14 protein-coding genes are annotated in these 15,150 nt (G+C 69.0%); all 14 read right to left on the reverse strand.

The features are described 5' to 3' along the window. Nucleotides 1-69 precede the first annotated feature (69 nt). Complete coding sequence (locus tag N5C18_RS10100) at nucleotides 70-909, reverse strand: glycosyltransferase family 2 protein (protein WP_279944445.1); 840 nt, start codon at nucleotides 907-909, stop codon at nucleotides 70-72. Further along, complete coding sequence (locus N5C18_RS10105) at nucleotides 906-1,757, reverse strand: glycosyltransferase (protein WP_053509776.1); 852 nt, start codon at nucleotides 1,755-1,757, stop codon at nucleotides 906-908. The genes N5C18_RS10100 and N5C18_RS10105 overlap by 4 nt, the downstream gene beginning before the upstream one ends. Nucleotides 1,758-2,360: 603 nt before the next feature. Next, nucleotides 2,361-4,565 carry a type II secretion system secretin GspD gene (gene gspD / locus N5C18_RS10110; protein ID WP_279944447.1) on the reverse strand — a complete coding sequence of 735 codons (2,205 nt, stop codon included), beginning with the start codon at nucleotides 4,563-4,565 and terminating at the stop codon, nucleotides 2,361-2,363. Nucleotides 4,566-4,574: 9 nt separating this feature from the next. Then, nucleotides 4,575-5,360 (reverse strand): general secretion pathway protein GspN, encoded by a 786-nt coding sequence (locus N5C18_RS10115; protein WP_279944448.1) that lies wholly within the window; start codon nucleotides 5,358-5,360, stop codon nucleotides 4,575-4,577. Further along, a complete protein-coding gene (gspM, locus tag N5C18_RS10120; RefSeq protein WP_279944522.1) occupies nucleotides 5,350-6,057 on the reverse strand; it encodes a type II secretion system protein GspM in 708 nt (235 codons plus the stop codon). The genes N5C18_RS10115 and gspM overlap by 11 nt, the downstream gene beginning before the upstream one ends. Then, nucleotides 6,038-7,183 carry a PilN domain-containing protein gene (locus N5C18_RS10125; RefSeq protein WP_279944449.1) on the reverse strand — a complete coding sequence of 382 codons (1,146 nt, stop codon included), beginning with the start codon at nucleotides 7,181-7,183 and terminating at the stop codon, nucleotides 6,038-6,040. Before N5C18_RS10125 ends, gspM begins: the two co-directional genes overlap by 20 nt. Further along, the gene (locus N5C18_RS10130; protein WP_279944450.1) at nucleotides 7,180-8,043 is read right to left on the reverse strand and encodes a general secretion pathway protein GspK; all 864 of its coding nucleotides are present in this window, start codon (nucleotides 8,041-8,043) and stop codon (nucleotides 7,180-7,182) included. Before N5C18_RS10130 ends, N5C18_RS10125 begins: the two co-directional genes overlap by 4 nt. Then, entirely contained in the window at nucleotides 8,040-8,672 is a 633-nt protein-coding gene (locus N5C18_RS10135) for a type II secretion system protein J (protein WP_164087849.1), read from the reverse strand. Before N5C18_RS10135 ends, N5C18_RS10130 begins: the two co-directional genes overlap by 4 nt. Beyond that, nucleotides 8,669-9,088 (reverse strand): prepilin-type N-terminal cleavage/methylation domain-containing protein, encoded by a 420-nt coding sequence (locus N5C18_RS10140; RefSeq protein ID WP_271260911.1) that lies wholly within the window; start codon nucleotides 9,086-9,088, stop codon nucleotides 8,669-8,671. Before N5C18_RS10140 ends, N5C18_RS10135 begins: the two co-directional genes overlap by 4 nt. Beyond that, nucleotides 9,085-9,579: a GspH/FimT family pseudopilin gene (locus tag N5C18_RS10145; protein ID WP_279944453.1), complete on the reverse strand. Its 495-nt coding sequence runs from the start codon at nucleotides 9,577-9,579 to the stop codon at nucleotides 9,085-9,087. Before N5C18_RS10145 ends, N5C18_RS10140 begins: the two co-directional genes overlap by 4 nt. Nucleotides 9,580-9,585: 6 nt before the next feature. Next, entirely contained in the window at nucleotides 9,586-10,029 is a 444-nt protein-coding gene (gene gspG, locus N5C18_RS10150; protein WP_004154150.1) for a type II secretion system major pseudopilin GspG, read from the reverse strand. Between the two features lie 49 nt (nucleotides 10,030-10,078). Beyond that, the gene (locus tag N5C18_RS10155; RefSeq protein ID WP_164242547.1) at nucleotides 10,079-11,299 is read right to left on the reverse strand and encodes a type II secretion system F family protein; all 1,221 of its coding nucleotides are present in this window, start codon (nucleotides 11,297-11,299) and stop codon (nucleotides 10,079-10,081) included. Nucleotides 11,300-11,323: 24 nt separating this feature from the next. Further along, nucleotides 11,324-13,045, reverse strand: a complete 1,722-nt coding sequence (gene gspE, locus N5C18_RS10160; protein WP_053448752.1) for a type II secretion system ATPase GspE — start codon at nucleotides 13,043-13,045, stop codon at nucleotides 11,324-11,326. A gap of 136 nt (nucleotides 13,046-13,181) precedes the next feature. Then, the gene (locus tag N5C18_RS10165; protein ID WP_279944523.1) at nucleotides 13,182-15,035 is read right to left on the reverse strand and encodes a S8 family serine peptidase; all 1,854 of its coding nucleotides are present in this window, start codon (nucleotides 15,033-15,035) and stop codon (nucleotides 13,182-13,184) included. Nucleotides 15,036-15,150: the final 115 nt, after the last annotated feature.

Below are 15,150 nucleotides of genomic sequence, written 5' to 3' on the forward strand. Positions count from 1 at the left end.
CGCGCCCGCCTTTCGTAGAGCCGAGCCCACGCTCGGCTGGATCTGCCTGAGCCGAGCGTGGGCTCGGCTCTACAACGACCTGCGCAGCAGGCGCGGCACCAGCATCAGCGCATGCGCCCAGATCGCCGCCCATACCGCAGCGCGCACCGGTAGCGAGCGCTGCCTCGCCTCGAATTTCTGGAAGTAGCGCCACAGGCCCTTGTGCTTGTGCCACTCGACAAAGAACGGCCGCGAGCGGCTGGAGACGCCGCGCACGTGGGTCACCTGCAGATCGTTGGCGATCGCCACCACCGCGCCGGCCTCGCGCGCGCGGCGGCACAGGTCCAGGTCTTCGGCATGCAGGCGGTAGCCCGCATCCCAACCGCCGATGCGGTCGAACAGGACGCGCGGCATCATCAGCAACGCACCGGACAGCGCCGGTACCCGCTGCAGGGCCTGGTGCGGATCGCGCGGCACCGCCAGTTTCGACCCCCGGCCGGGCGATCGCAGCATCAACAGGAAATCGGGATCGCGACGGCGTACCGCCGCGTCGGCCTGGCCATGCTCGTCCAGCTGCTCGACGCCGAGCAGGCAATCGCCCAGCGCCTCGGCACGGCGGCGCAGCTCGGCCAGGGTATCCGCTTCGACCATCAGGTCCGGGTTGATGAAGGCCAGCCACGGGCTGGCCGAGTCGGCCACGCCCTGGTTGTTGGCGGCAGCAAAACCGGGATTGTCCGGATTGCCGACGAAACGCACGCGGGCATCATGGCTGGCATGCCGCTGCACGATGTCCAGCGTGCCATCCAGCGAACCATTGTCGATCACCCGGATCTCGGCCACATCCTGCGCCTGGCGCAGGCGCGAGAGGCATGCATCGATGGTGCTGCCACTCTGGTAGGTGACGACGATGGCGGCAATGGCAACATTCAAGCGGGTGGCTCCGGCGCGGGCGGGACGAACAGGTCGCCCTGTTCGCGCGGCATTATCGCCTGCTGCATGCGCTGTTGCAGATCGGCACGCAGTCCATGCAGCGGATCATGCATCAGGAAGTCGGCCAGCCGCGGCACCCAGCCCGGCCAGCGCGCGGCCAGCGCTTCAAGATCACCGTCGCGGCTGATCGCCTCCCCTGCCCGGCTGACGAAGGCGGTCTCGCACAGCACGTTGCGCCATCCCAGCCCGGCCATGCGCAGGCTGAGATCAACCAGTGCAGCGTTCCAGCCGGCGTAGCTGTCCACGTCCAGGCCACCGGCGCGACGGCGCGCATTGCCGCGCACCAGTACCGCATGGGTGACCGCCGAAGGCAGTTCCGGATGCAGCGTCGGCAGCGTGGCACAGGTGTGCGCCAGCATGGCCGGGTCCTGGGGTTCGGGATTGATCTCGCCCAGCCGTGGCCAGGCCGCCGTTTCCCCGGCGTTGCACCATGGCGTCGCGGTAGCGATGGCGGCATCGCGGGCGAAGGCGTCCTGCAGCTGCTGCAGCCAGCCCGGCGCCGGCACGCTGTCCGGTGCCAGCACTGCCACGTCCAGGCCATCGCAGGCCCGCAGCATTTCATCAAGGTGGGCGACTTCGCCCAGTGGCCGTGCGCGCCGGGTGTATTCGGCCTGCAGCGGCGTATGTGCCAACCAGTGCTCCACCACCGCCTGTGCACGCGGACCGGTCTGCGCATCGTCGGCCAGCCAGACCGCGGTACCCGGTGCGGTGCCGGCATCCAGCGCCGCCAGGCAGCGGTCGAGCGCAGCGTCGTCCACGCACAGCGGCAACAACACGATCGCCCCCATCCCGCCTCCGTGGTTGTCGGTGCCCACAGCCTAGCACTGGCAGGGTATCGGCCGGGTTGCACCCGGCACCCGCGGTAGTGCCGGCCGCTGGCCGGCAACCTCAACAGCAAAAGCGTGCATTCCGAGGGTTGGCGGGGTGGGTCCGGTTGCGGGGGACGCCGTAAACCCATCCATGGGGGCTTGGCCGCGGCATCCATGCCGCGGACACCCCCGCAACCGGACCCACCCCGCCCTCGACAGATTTCTGCGAGCTGTCGGGCCTTGCTTTCTGTAGAGCCGAGCCATGCTCGGCTCAGATCTCACAGATATCAAAATATTCGATTTCGATGGAGAGTCATCCACGCATCGCGTGGATCCAGCGTGTCGACCAAGGTCGACACCTACGGCCGCAGGAAATTGTCAGAGGCGGGGCGGTGTCGGATTGCGGGGTGTCCGCGGCATGGATGCCGCGGCCAAGCCCCCATGGATGGGTTTACGGCGTCCCCGCAATCCGACACCGCCCCGCCATCCCTCAGTAGCCCCGCTGTTGCTGTTGCTGTTGCTGTTGCTGTTGCTGTTGCCTTGGCCTCTGCGGGTGCCGGGCGCCGCCCGGCCGCAAACCCCTTACTTCTTCGCGCGCGGCTGGTTCAGCGGCTCCATCGCCCGGAAGCGCTGGCTGTACTCGTCGGTCAGGTTGCGCGATTCCTGGGCGTTGCGGACGATGGTCGGGGTCAGCAGCACGATCACCTCCGAACGACGGCTGGTGCGGGTCTTCTGCCCGAACAACGCACCAACCACCGGGATCTTGCTCAGGCCCGGGATGCCGCTGCTGCCATCGGTGGCCGAATCGGTGATCAGGCCGGCCAGCATGATGGTGTCGCCGCTCTGTACCGCCGCTTCGGTGGACAGCTTCTTGGTCGAGATGCGCGGGTTGCAGTTGCGCTCGGTCGGGTTGCAGGTCTCCGGCACATCCGACGCGCTGCTCACTTCCTGCACGATGTCCAGGAACACCGTGCCATCACGGGTCACGCGCGGGCGCACCTTGAGGATCACGCCGGTATCGATGTACTGCACCGAGCTATAGCTGCTGGTGCCCACGCCGGTGTTCACCGTGGTGGTGTTGATCGGCACCTTGTCGCCGACATTGAGCGTGGCCTCGGCGTTGTTGCGCACGAACACCGAAGGCGTCTGCAGCAGGCGCACATCGGTGACCTTGTCCAGCGCGCTCACCACCGCCGCGCCGTTGTGGCCGGTGAATGCCCAGCCGAGACCATCGGCGCCGGTCACCGCGCCCGCGAAACTGCTCCAGGAACCGCCTGCGGCGGCCGGCAGGGTCACTCCGCCCAATGCACCGGTCAGCTTCTGCCCGAGCACCGCATTGTCGAAGAACCAGTTGACGCCGTACTTCAGGTCGCCGGTCAGCGCGACCTCGGCCACCTGCGCTTCGATGTGCACCTGCAGCGGCATCACGTCCAGCTTCTCGATCACTTCGCGGATCGAGCGCCAGGCCTGCGGGGTCGAGCGCACCAGCAGGGTGTTGGTTTCCTCCACCGCCGACACGCCCACGCGGTCGCCTTCCACTTCCAGGCTGACGCTGACATTGCCGGACTGGCGCTGCGGCAGGTTCATGCTGCCGTTGTTGCTGCCCCCGGTGCTGCTGCCGGAGGTCGAGCCGAAGTTGCTGCTGCCGTTGCTGCTGTCCATGCCACGGTCGCCGTCGCTGCCCAGCTGGGACGGAATCGCGCCGGGTGCCAACGATGCCGGGCTGGAGCCGTCGCGGTTGCCGCTGCTGGCGAAGGCTTCACCGAGACGTTCGGCCAGGTCGCGCGCCTTGATGTAGCGCAGTTCATAGGAGAACAGGCGGGCGCTGCCACCGGCGGTGTCGATGCGGTCCAGCCACTGCTGGATCTGGTCCAGGTAGCGCACCTGCGGGGTGATCACCAGCACGGCATTGGCATTCTCCAGCGGCAGGAAGCGGAACATGCCCGCGCTGGGGGTCTTGCTCTCCTCGCCGAACACCTTTTCCAGGTCGGCGGCGACCTGCTCGGCCTTGCCCGACTGGATCGGGAACACGCCCACCGACATGCCCGACAGCCAGTCGACGTCGAAGATCTCGACCGTGCGCATATAGTTTTCCAGCTCGGCGCGGGTACCGCCGAGCGTGATCACGTTGCGGCCGCTGTCGACGTTGACGATGGCGTTGGGCCGCGCATACGGCTCCAGCACCTTCTTCATCTCGCTGGCGGAGATGAACTGCAGCGGGATCACCCGCACTTCGAAGCCGCGCGCGCTGGCCGCCGGCGCGGTGCTGGGCGCAACGGTTCCGGCCAGCGCCTGGTCGGCGGCGACGATGTTGTAGCGGCCGCCGCTGTACACCATGCGCGCGTTGTTCCAGCCCAGCACCATTTCCAGCAGGTTCAACGCCTGTGCCGGTGACACCGGCTTGGGCGTGGCCAGGGTGACCGTGCCCTGCACCCCCGGTGCGATCACGTAGTTCTGGCCCAGCATGTCACCCAGGATGGCCTTGACCACCGCATGCACCGACTCGCCTTCGAAGTTGAAGGTCGCCTCGCCGGTACTGGCCCCGTGCAGTGCCGGTGCCGGTGCGCGTGCCGCTTCGCGGTTGATCATGGTGCCGGTGCCGCGACGGATCACCGCCTGCGGGGCCCCCTGGGCATCACGGGCAGCATCGGCGGCGACCTCCGCGGCCTGTCCGGCCTCGGTGGTGGATGTCAGGTTGCCCTTGCGCTGCACGTGCGGCGCGGACACGGTGCTGCAGCCGACCAGCAGCGCGAGGGCAAAGGACCAGGGAAGAAAACGCAGGCTCATGCATTCACTCTATCGGTTGGTGCCATCGCCTGGGGGCGGCGACGGTTGTTGCTGCTGTTGTTGCTGCAGCTGGCGGCGACGGGCCTGGATGCGTTCGCGGATGGCCTGCATCTGCGCTTCGCTGGGGCCGTTGTTGTTGGCAGGCGGTGTAGCGGCCGCTGGCGGAACGTTGACGGCCGGCTGTGCCGCTGGCTGCGCACTTGCCGCAGCCGGGGGCGGCGCGGGCGGGGCACCGGCCGGCGGCGGTACCACGATCGCACCGGCCGGCGGCGCACCGTCGGCGCCACGCAGTACGGTCGGTGGTTCACCGCCCTGGCCGTTGAACACCGCCAGTTCCAGCACCTGGCTGCCACCGGGGCCGATCACCGTGGCCCGGCGCGGTTCCAGCGCCACCAGCTGCCAGCCATCCACGGCGTCACCGTTGAGGCGCAGCCGCACCGAGCGGTTCTGTTCGGTAGTGAAGGTGGCCATGCTGAAATTGCCGGTCATCAGCACGCCGGTCAGGCGCAGGGCCGCGCTGGCGGCTGGCTCGCTGCCACCGAGCAGGTAGGGCCGCGGCCTGCGGTCTTCGGCGAACAGCGGGCGTTCGCCGATCGCGCTGTAGCTGTCTGCGCTGGCCATGCGCTCGGCGGCCAGGGCGGGCAGTGCCGGCAACGACGGCGCTGCATCCGCATCGCCGTCGGCGCCGGGCAACTGGCTGCCAAGGCCGAAGCCGGTGGCCAGCCAGACCGCCGCCGCCCAACCCGCCAACGCCAGCAGGAAGCCGGTGCGCAGGCTGATCTGCTCAAGTTTCATCGGCCACCTCCTGCCCCTCGGCCGGCGCCGCCGGGGCGGGCGCCGCGGCCGCTGGCGACGGCTGCGGCTGCACGACCGGTTCGGCCGCCGGGGCCGGCGTGGCCGCGTCGGTCGCCGCACCCGGCAACAGGTAGCCCGCCAGCTCGAATGACACATCCAGGCCCAGGCCGGATTCGTTCGGTGACTGCTGGAAGCGCTGCGCGATCAGGTTGAGGTTGTCGACGAACAGGCGCGGGCTGCCGGTCTCCAGGCTGTGCAGCACCGTGGCCAGCTCGGCGACGCCACAGCGCAGGCGCACCTGCATGGCGACACGCACGAACTCGGCATCGCGCCGGTTGTCGGTCAGCGGCGTACGGTTGCTGATGGTGCAGCTGCGGTTGCCCGGGCTGGCCATCGCCACTGCATCCTGCAGCTTTGCACCCAGCGCGGCAGCGGCGGCTTCGGCAGTGGCTTCGCGCAGGAAACCGGGGCGCTGCTGCAACGCTTCGCGGGTGGCGCGCAGGCGCTGTTCGATCTGCGGCTGCTGCTGCAGCTGCGCCTGCACGCGCGCGTCGCGCTCGCGCAGCGCCGCGACATCGGCATCGATCTCGCGCAGGGGCTGGGTGAACCACGGGTGCACCAGCAACAGGTAGGCCAGGCCCAGCACTGCCAGCAGCAGTGCCAGCGCCAGCCAGCGGTCACGGCGTGCGCTTGGCATCGGCATCGGCCGCCTCCCGGGTCGGGGCAGCCGCCGGCAACGGCTGCAGTTCCGCGGTCATGGTGAAACGATCACGGCCACTGGCAGCGCCGTCGGCCTGCAATACACCGGTCAGATTGACCTTGCGCCACTGCGGTGCGTCCTGCAGCAGCTGCACCAGCTGCGAGGCCTCGCGGCTGAGCCCGATCAGCTGCAGGTTGTTGTTCTCGATGGCGAGCTTTTCCAGATAGGTGCCCTCCGGCAGGCGCCGGGTCAACTCGGTCCAGATGTCCACCGTGCCCGCGCGCTGGCTGCGCTGCTTTTCCAGGAACGCGGCACCGTCGATCAGCGCCTGCAGCTGCGCGCGTTCACTGGCCACGCTGCGCGCACTGCGCGCGCTGCGTTCCACCTGGGCACGCAGTTCGTCGGCCGCTGCGCGTCGGTTGTCCAGCAGTTGCAGGCCGGCAAGCACCAGCATCACCACGGCAGCCACGCCCAGCAGCAGGTTCCAGCGCCGCATCGGATCGGCCTGCAGCTGGCGCTGCGCGGGCGGCAGCAGGTTCACCTGCAGCGTGTTGCCCTGCGCGTCGATGGCATCGACACCGGCCAACGCATCGGCCCAGGGGCCCACGCTGCCGCGCCAGGCGTCCAGCTGGCGCAGCGGCCACGCCACCAGTTCGACCTGCAGCTGGCCCTCGCCGGCCGCTCCGACCTCGCGCACGTCATAGCTGACCTGGCTGGATTCGAACGGCGTCTGGCGGTCGATCTCGAAGCCGACCACCGCACGCAGGCGGTCGGCGGCGGCGGCCGGCAACCGCAGATGGCGACGCAGCACATCGCTGGCAGGCAGCAGCCACACGCGCGGCAGGCTGCGCAGGCGCGCTTCCAGGACCCGGTCCAGCTCGGCCGGCGACAGTGGCCACGGCAGCCGCGCCACGGACTCACGGCGCTCACCGGCCTCGCGCCAGACCTGCAGCTGGTCGCCCTCACGCTGCAGCAGCAGGCGTGCCTGCGCCCAACCCAGCGCCCACTGCCAACGAACCGGCACCCAGGCCAGCAACGACTGCCGCCACCAGCGCAGGAAACGGCCGGCGCCAGGACCGATCCGGCCCTGCACCTGTCGCAGACTGTCCTGCCACGCCGTCATTTTGCTGTCATTCCCTGCTCCCAGCGAAGCACTGTGTAGGTCCGCCCGGGAACCCCGCCCGAGCCATTGCGTACCACTGCCTGCAGCACTGACCGGCGTCCACTGCCGTCGGTGACACGGGACTCGATACTATAGGTGCCACTGCTGCTGGCAAGCGTTGACGCACCCGCAGCGGAATCGGCGTCACGCTCCTGCTGGGCGCGCTGGGCCAGCAGCGTGTCCGCATCCAGGCCCAATGCGGTAAGCACCGGCGCGCTGGCAAACTGCGGATCCGGCCGCGACTGGCGGCTGTACAGGGTCAGGTGCGGAAGCATGGCCCGGTACAGCGGACCGCGCATGCCCAGCACCCGCTGCAGCTCGCCCAGGGTCTCGAAACGTCTGTTGCGCGGGCCGTACGGCAGCCCCGCCGCGGCGTAGTCGGGCGCCTCGGCGCCGCCGCCGGGCTGCAGCAGGCTGTCTTCGTCACGCCAGTCGACGATGGCCCCGGCCAGCTGCCGGGCACTGCCGTCTTCCTCGCCCAGCGCCTTCAGGAACGCCTCCAGCAGTGCCACGTCGGCCAGGTTCAGATTGATCTTGCCGTTCTCGTCGAGCACCGTGATCTCGATGCTGGCGTCATCGAACTGCCAGCGATAGGTGCGGCCATCGGCGCGCCAGGGTGCCCGCTGCGGGTCGGCGGACAGGCGCATCAGCGCATATTCCATGCCCGCGCGTGCGCGTTCCTGGCCCCGCGCGTCGCCATCGAGTACCTGCTGCTGCAGGTGCTCGACACGCGCGCTCAGCGCGAACGCTCCCACCAGCGCCGTCATCAGTGCGATCAGCCACAGCACCAGCACCAGCGCCGCGCCCCGCACCCGGATCATCGCGCACCTCCGCTGCCACCGGCGCGCGGCGCCACCACCAGCGCCGGCCAGGGCGTGCCCTTGGCCGGCACGATCTGGATCTCCACCAGCATCGGCAGGCGCCGCGTGTCGTCCCAGCGTGGCATCCAGTCGGTCACCTGGCCGGTGCTGGCATCGATGCCGCGGTAGCGCAGCTGCACCGACTTCAGGTTGTCCACCAGCACCTCCGGCGGACGCGGCGGGTTTTCAGCGATGTGCTCGCCTTCCTGCAGCAGCACCAGGTCCAGCAGCAGGCGCTGCTGGCCGCTGCGGCCTTCCACCTGCAGCGCGTGCAGGTAGGCACCGCCGCGGCCGAGGTAGCCCGGCAGATCGGCCGCGAACAGCATGCGCTGCTCTTCGCCCTGGAAGAAGATCGGCTCGCGGGTGGGGTCCGGCGCTTCCAGCGGCGTACGCAGCGCCGCGGACAGCTGCCGCCGCAACAGCGTTTCCACCGCGCGCATGCGCTCGCTCTCGGCGGCGATCTGCTCGCCGCGCTGGCTGACCGCCATCGCCGAGCGCACGCTGGCGAACGCCAGCGCCAGGCCCCCGGCCAGCAGTACCGTAGCCAGCATCACTTCCACCAGGGTGAAGCCTGCGGCGCCGCGCTTCATCGCGCGTTCTCCAGGTCCGGCGGCAACAGGCGCAGGCTGCGCCAGCGAAGCTGCTCGCGTTCGCTGTCGCCCCAGCGCACCTGCAGCTGCAGTTCGGCCAGCCACGGCATCCCCGGTGCCTGCGTTTGTGCCTGGTTGCCGGCTCGCGGCTCCACCCAGGGCTGCACCTGCAGTTCCCAGTGGTAGCGCCCCTGCTCCCAGTCACCCTGCTGGCTGCCGACCTGCAACGGCGAGGTCACACCGGCTTCGGCCAGCAGCGACTGCGCATGCAGCACCGCACGCGTACGCACCTCGGCCTCGCGTACCTGCTTCGCACCACCGGAGAGACTTCCCAACAGCAGGGTCAGCGCCAACCCGAGCAGGGCGAAGGCGATGATCACTTCCAGCAAGGTGAAGCCACGTGCGCTGCGCTTCATTGTTCGCGCCAGGGGCCGGAACGGACTTCGCCGGTCAACCAGCCGACATCGATGCGCCATTCGGCGGCGTCGCGCTGCAGGCGGATGCGGCCACCGCTGGAACCGCCATCCGGATGGAACTCGATCACGCCCTGCCCCGGCGCCGTGGCCAGCTGCGCGGCGCCTTCGAACTGCACCTGCAGCTGTGGCGGCACTTCACCCACGCGCTGGTTGGCGCCTTCCCAGCGGCGTCGCGCCGGTTCGATGACGAAGCGCTGCGGCTCGCCGCGGGCGATCGCCTGCGCGCGCACCATGCGCAGCTGGTTGGCGATGTCCTTGCCGGCACTGCGCAGCTGCATGCCGGAGACCCCCCGCGACAGCCCGGCGGCGGTGATCAGCCCGATGGCCGCGATCAGCGCGATCACCAGCAGCATTTCCAGCAGCGACAGTCCCGCTGCGCGCCTGCCGTGCAGGCGCGGGCGTGGCAGCCGGCGCGGCAGGAAATACGTCATGCAGGATCAGGGCTGGTAGCGGATGTCGGCGTCGACGCTGCTGCCGCCGGCCTTGCCGTCCTTGCCCAGGCTGACCAGTTCGTAAGGCTGGCCTTCGCCCGGCGCGCGGTATTCCAGCGCATGGCCCCACGGGTCGTTCAGGTCGGCTGGCTTGGCGTACGGCCCCAGCCAGCCGCCGACGCCGGCCGGTGCGGTCACCAGATCGTTGAGCGATCCCGGCAGCTTGCCGGTGTCGATCTGGTAATTGTCGATCTTGGACGCGACGGTCTGCACCTGGGCCTTGGCGATGTTGGCCTTGCCGCGATCGGCGCCGCCCAGCACGCGGCTGGCGACCAGGGTCAGCACCGCGCCGATCAGCACGATGACGATGATGATTTCCAGCAGGCTCATGCCCGACTGGTTGCGCGCGGCGGTGAAGGAAAGGCGGATCGGTCGACGGGAAGCAATCATGGTCGGTCCTTTCGGTTGCGGAGTGTCGGGGTTGCGTAGGGATCCATCGTCAACCGATGGCATTGGTCAGGTCATACAGCGGCACCAGCACCGCCACGATCACCGCACCGACCACCGAGGCCAGCACCAGGGTGATCGCCGGCACCATCGCCGCCAGCAGCCGGTCGATGCGCCGGGCGCTGTCCTGTTCAAACGTATCGGCGGCCTTCAGCAGCATGGTATCGAGCGCACCGGATTCCTCGCCGACCTGGATCATCTGCAGGGCCAGGCGCGGGAAGCGCTTGCCGCGTGACAGCGCCAGCGACAGGCCGGCACCATTCTTCACTTCATCGGCCGCCGCTTCGACATCGGCGGCCAGCGCACGGTTGCCCAGCACGTTGCGGGCGATGCCCAGCGCACCCAGCAGCGGCACGCCATTGCGCAGCAGCGTGCCCAGCGTGCGCGCAAGCCGTGCGGTTTCCAGTTCACCCAGCAGGCGGCCGATGCCGCGCCGCTGCAGCAGCCAGCCATCCAAGGCCAGGCGGAAGGCCGGTTGCCGGGCCTTGCGTTCGAAGAACAGCGCGAGCACGGCCGGCACCACCAGCAGCAGCACCCACCAGTCGCGCACGAACAAGCCCAGTTGCAGCACCGCGTTGGTGAACCACGGCAGCGCCACGTCCAGGCTTTCGTACATCTGCGCGAACTGCGGCACCACGTAGCCGAGCAGGAACAACAGCGCGCCACCTACCACCACCAGCAGGATCGCCGGATAGACCAGCGCATTGATCACCTTGCCCTGCAGCGCGCGGCTGCGTTCCAGGTAATCGGCCAGGCGTTGCAGGGTTTCATGCAGGCTGCCGCCGGCTTCGCCGGCACGCACCATGTTCACGTACAGGCGCGAAAACAGGCCGTGCTGGCGTTCCAGCGCGGTGGACAGCGGCGCACCGCCGCGCACCACGTCGCGGATGTCGGTGATGGCGCGACGCGATCGTTCATCCTCGGGCAACCCGAGCAGGATCGACAGCGCGCGGTCCAACGGCTGGCCGGCACCGAGCAGGGTCGCCAGCTGCTGGGTGAACTGCAGCAGCGCGGCGCCCTGCAGCGGGCGCTGGCGCAGCAGGTTGCGCCAGCTGCTGCCACCGATCGCGCCACCATCGGCCAACTGCGTTTCCATCGGCAGGTGGCCCTGGTCCTGCAGGCGCGCGACCAGTTCGGCCTCGCTGGCCGCTTCCATCTGCCCGTCGAAGATCTCGCCGTGCGGATTGAGTGCCCTGTAGCGATAGGTCGGCATGTCAGCCCCGGCGTCCTGCGCGCATCAGCTTTCCTCGGTCACGCGCAGCACTTCCTCGATGGTGGTCTGCCCGCTCAGCGCCTTGGACAGGCCATCTTCGTACATGGTGCGCATGCCGGCTTCGCGCGCGATGCGCTCGATCTCGCCCATGCCGTCACGGCGCATCACCGCCCGCCGCAGCGCATCGTTCATCACCAGGAATTCCATGATGGTGGTGCGGCCGAGGTAACCGGTCGGCGCCAGCGCCGAGGGCCTGGGGCGGAACAGGTGGATCGGGCCTTCGGGCTGCAGGCGGCGCAGCTCGAAGCGTTCGATCTCTTCCGGCGAGGCTGCGTAGCGCTCGGCGTGGGTCGGCTCCAGCCGGCGCACCAGGCGCTGGGCCAGGATGCCGTTGATGGTGGAGGTGAGCAGGTAGTCTTCCACGCCCATGTCGAGCAGGCGGGTGATGCCGCCGGCCGCATTGTTGGTGTGCAGGGTGGACAGCACCAGGTGGCCGGTCAGCGCCGACTGGATGGCGATGCGCGCGGTTTCCAGATCGCGCATTTCACCGATCATGATGATGTCCGGGTCCTGGCGCACGATGCTGCGCAGGGCGTTGGCGAAATCCAGGCCGATCTGCGGCTTGGCCTGGATCTGGTTGATGCCCTCGATCTGGTATTCGACCGGGTCTTCGACGGTGATGATCTTGACGTCGGCGGTGTTGAGCTGGCTGAGCGCGGTATACAGCGTGGTGGTCTTGCCTGAACCGGTCGGGCCGGTGACCAGCAGGATGCCGTGCGGTTGTTCCAGCACCTTGCGGAACTGCGGCAGGAAGGCATCGGTAAAGCCGAGCCGATGGAAATCGAATACCACCGTTTCGCGGTCGAGCAGGCGCATCACCACGCTCTCGCCATGCGCGGTCGGTACGGTGCTTACGCGCAGGTCCAGTTCCTTGCCCTGCACGCGCAGCATGATCCGGCCGTCCTGCGGCAGGCGGCGTTCGGCGATGTTGAGCCGGGCCATGATCTTGATGCGGCTGATCACCGCCGCGGTCAGGTTGGCCGGCGGGCTTTCGCCCTCCACCAGCACGCCATCGACGCGGTAACGCACCTTGAGCCGGCTTTCGAAGGGTTCGACGTGGATGTCCGAAGCACGCAGTTCCACCGCACGCTGGATCACCAGGTTGACCAGGCGGATCACCGGCGCTTCCGAGGCAAGATCGCGCAGGTGCTCGATGTCGTCGACCGCGCCGCCCTCGCCGTCGGCGGTTTCCACGATCGCGCCCATCGCACTGCGGCCCTGGCCGAACCAGCGTTCGACCAGATCGTCGATCTCCGCGCGCATGCCCAGCACCGGCGTCACCGGAACCCCCAGCGCCAGCTGCACGGCCTGCTGCGGGTAGGCGTCGTGGGCGTCGGCCAGCCACAGCCGGACGCCCTGTTCATTCAATTCCAGCGGGCATACGTGGAACTGCTTCAGGAAACGCAGCGACAGCGGCAGGCCGTCGGCCAGCGCCTGCGGCGGGGCTTCGGGTACCTGCTTGCCCTCCAGCAGCGGCAGGCCCAGCACCTCGGCGCTGGCCTGCGCCTGGTCGCGCTCGGAAACCAGCCCCAACCGCACCAGCAGGCCGAGCAGGCTGCCGCCGGCTTCGGCATGCAGCGGCCGCGCGCGCGCCAGGTCTCCTTCCTTGAGCCGGCCACGCGCCAGCAGCGCATCCAGGATGCGGCCTTCGGCGTCGTCGGTAACGGTTGCGGCGAGCGCGTTCACGTGACTCTCCTGTCAATCGCTCCGACTTTAGCAGTTAAGCCGTGATTTCCGCCGCCCCTCGGCCACCTTTCGTAAAAAGACGAAGCCCGTCACACAGGATGACGGGCCTCGGCCATTCAACTACGTCGGCAGGTGTTTACTGCGTGGCAAGGATGCTCACGCCGTTGTACGCCGCCTCGCCTACCACCTTGATGTAGTAGGTGCCGGCGGCCGGTGCCGTCACCCGCACCGTTTCCGAGGTGCCCGGGCGGGTCGAACGCGCATCGTTGTCGGTGGCACTCGGCTCGCGGCCCTGCGCCAGGTAGACCGAGACGTTGCCGGTACCGCCGTAGGTGATCACGCTGAGCTGCTTGCCGGCCACGGCCTCGAAGCTGTACAGCCTGCTGCTGGCGGCAGCGCCGTTCAGGCCACCCACCGCCGCCTTGTTGGTCAAAGGCGTCGCCACCGGCCCGCAATTTTCGGTGCAGGGTTCTTCCAGTGCCTTGGCCAGCGCAGCCTTGGCGTCAAGGATGCCGGTACCGATCGGGGTCGCTGCCGGAATGGCGACCGGGAACGGACGCGCGGTTTCCTTCAGCAGGGTGCGCATCGCGGCCGGGGTCAGCGGATCCTTGCCTTTGGCGATCAGCGCGCTCTGCACCAGTGCGGCAACGGCTGCCACATGCGGCGAGGCCATCGAGGTACCGCCCATCCCCATGTAGCCCGGCGTGCCCGACTCCGGCGTGGTCGCTGCATTGGAACCGGTCTGCCAGATGTAGCCCCCCGGGTTGCCGTCGACACTGCCGCCGCCACCCGGACCGGACAGGTCCACGCGGGTGCCGTAGTTCGAGTAATAGGTGATGCCGCCGGTGATGCGGGTCGCGCCCACGGTCACCACGCCTTCGCAGCTGGCCGGCCGGTACTTGGATGCGTTGTCGGTCTCGTTGCCGGCGGCCACCACCACCGTGGTACCGCGCGAGATGGCGCCGTTGATCGCGTCCTGATAGGTGCTGCCGCAGGCGCCGCTGCCGCCCAGGCTCATGTTGATGATCTCGGCCGGGTTGGTGTTGGCCGGGATGCCCGATACGGTGCCGCCGGATGCCCACACCACGGCGTCGGCGATGTCGGACAGGTAACCGCCACACTTGCCCAGCACGCGCACCGGAAGCACCTTGGCCTTGAAGGCGACACCGGCCATGCCGACGCCGTTGTTGGTCTGCTCGGCCACGGTGCCGGCGACGTGCGTGCCGTGCCAGGAACTGTCCTCGGCCAGCGAGCCGTTGTAACACTCGTTATCGTTTTCGACCCAGTCGCCATAGTCCTGCGCACCGGGTACGCGATCATTGGTCGGGCGGCGCGAGGTCTCCGCGTCGCTGATGAAGTCGTAGCCTTCCAGCAGGTTGCCGACCAGGTCCGGATGCTGCGGCAGGATGCCGGTGTCGATCACCGCCACCACGATGCCCTCGCCCTGCGAAACGTCCCACGCCGCCGGTGCGTTGATGCCGCCGACCGCGTTGTGCAGGTGCCACTGGTTCTGCTGATAGAAGGGATCGTTCGGCACCAGTGCCGGCTGCACGTCGCCGGCACGCAGCTCGGTGCGGCGCAGCTTCACGTCCGCTTCGGCGTACTGCACCGACGGGTCGGCCTGCAGTTCCTTCAGCACGCGCTGCAGTTCGGCCGGGGCCAGGCGGCCCTGCACGCGGATCAGGTCCGCGCCGGTGGCGAGCCTGCGCACCACCTGCGGGCCGAGCGTGCTGGCGCGGGAGGTGCCGCCGGACAGGCTGGCACGGGTCAGCGCCGACTGCACTGTAGACAGCTTGGCCGAGCGGTCGCTGGCGGCGGCAGCCCCGGCCCGGTACTTGACGATGATGCGCTCGGCCCCCGGTTGGGCGGTGCTGGCCTGGCGCACCGGCTCATGGGTCGGCAACCCGGCGGCGTGGACGGCACCGACGGCCGTCATCGACAGCACGGCGGCGGCAAGCACATTGATGCGAAGGTTCTGCTTCTTGATCACGTCGAAATTCCTCTTCTGGGTCATGGATCGAACCAACACTGCGGCCATCATTCCTTGACGACTCCCGGCCGGCCCAGCCGGGATTGCCGTGACCTCCCCCCAGGCCCTCACTGCA

The organism is Stenotrophomonas sp. GD03930 (assembly GCF_029839665.1).
Taxonomy (GTDB): domain Bacteria; phylum Pseudomonadota; class Gammaproteobacteria; order Xanthomonadales; family Xanthomonadaceae; genus Stenotrophomonas; species Stenotrophomonas forensis.

Coding starts and splice junctions, on each gene's coding strand:
- N5C18_RS10135 (WP_164087849.1), bottom strand. CDS start 8,672: ATGAAGCGCGGCGCCGCAGGCTTCACCCTGGTGGAAGTGATGCTGGCT.
- N5C18_RS10115 (WP_279944448.1), bottom strand. CDS start 5,360: ATGAAACTTGAGCAGATCAGCCTGCGCACCGGCTTCCTGCTGGCGTTG.
- N5C18_RS10140 (WP_271260911.1), bottom strand. CDS start 9,088: ATGAAGCGCAGCGCACGTGGCTTCACCTTGCTGGAAGTGATCATCGCC.
- N5C18_RS10155 (WP_164242547.1), bottom strand. CDS start 11,299: ATGCCGACCTATCGCTACAGGGCACTCAATCCGCACGGCGAGATCTTC.
- gspM (WP_279944522.1), bottom strand. CDS start 6,057: ATGCCAAGCGCACGCCGTGACCGCTGGCTGGCGCTGGCACTGCTGCTG.
- N5C18_RS10105 (WP_053509776.1), bottom strand. CDS start 1,757: ATGGGGGCGATCGTGTTGTTGCCGCTGTGCGTGGACGACGCTGCGCTC.
- N5C18_RS10130 (WP_279944450.1), bottom strand. CDS start 8,043: ATGATCCGGGTGCGGGGCGCGGCGCTGGTGCTGGTGCTGTGGCTGATC.
- gspD (WP_279944447.1), bottom strand. CDS start 4,565: ATGAGCCTGCGTTTTCTTCCCTGGTCCTTTGCCCTCGCGCTGCTGGTC.
- N5C18_RS10125 (WP_279944449.1), bottom strand. CDS start 7,183: ATGACGGCGTGGCAGGACAGTCTGCGACAGGTGCAGGGCCGGATCGGT.
- N5C18_RS10145 (WP_279944453.1), bottom strand. CDS start 9,579: ATGACGTATTTCCTGCCGCGCCGGCTGCCACGCCCGCGCCTGCACGGC.
- gspG (WP_004154150.1), bottom strand. CDS start 10,029: ATGATTGCTTCCCGTCGACCGATCCGCCTTTCCTTCACCGCCGCGCGC.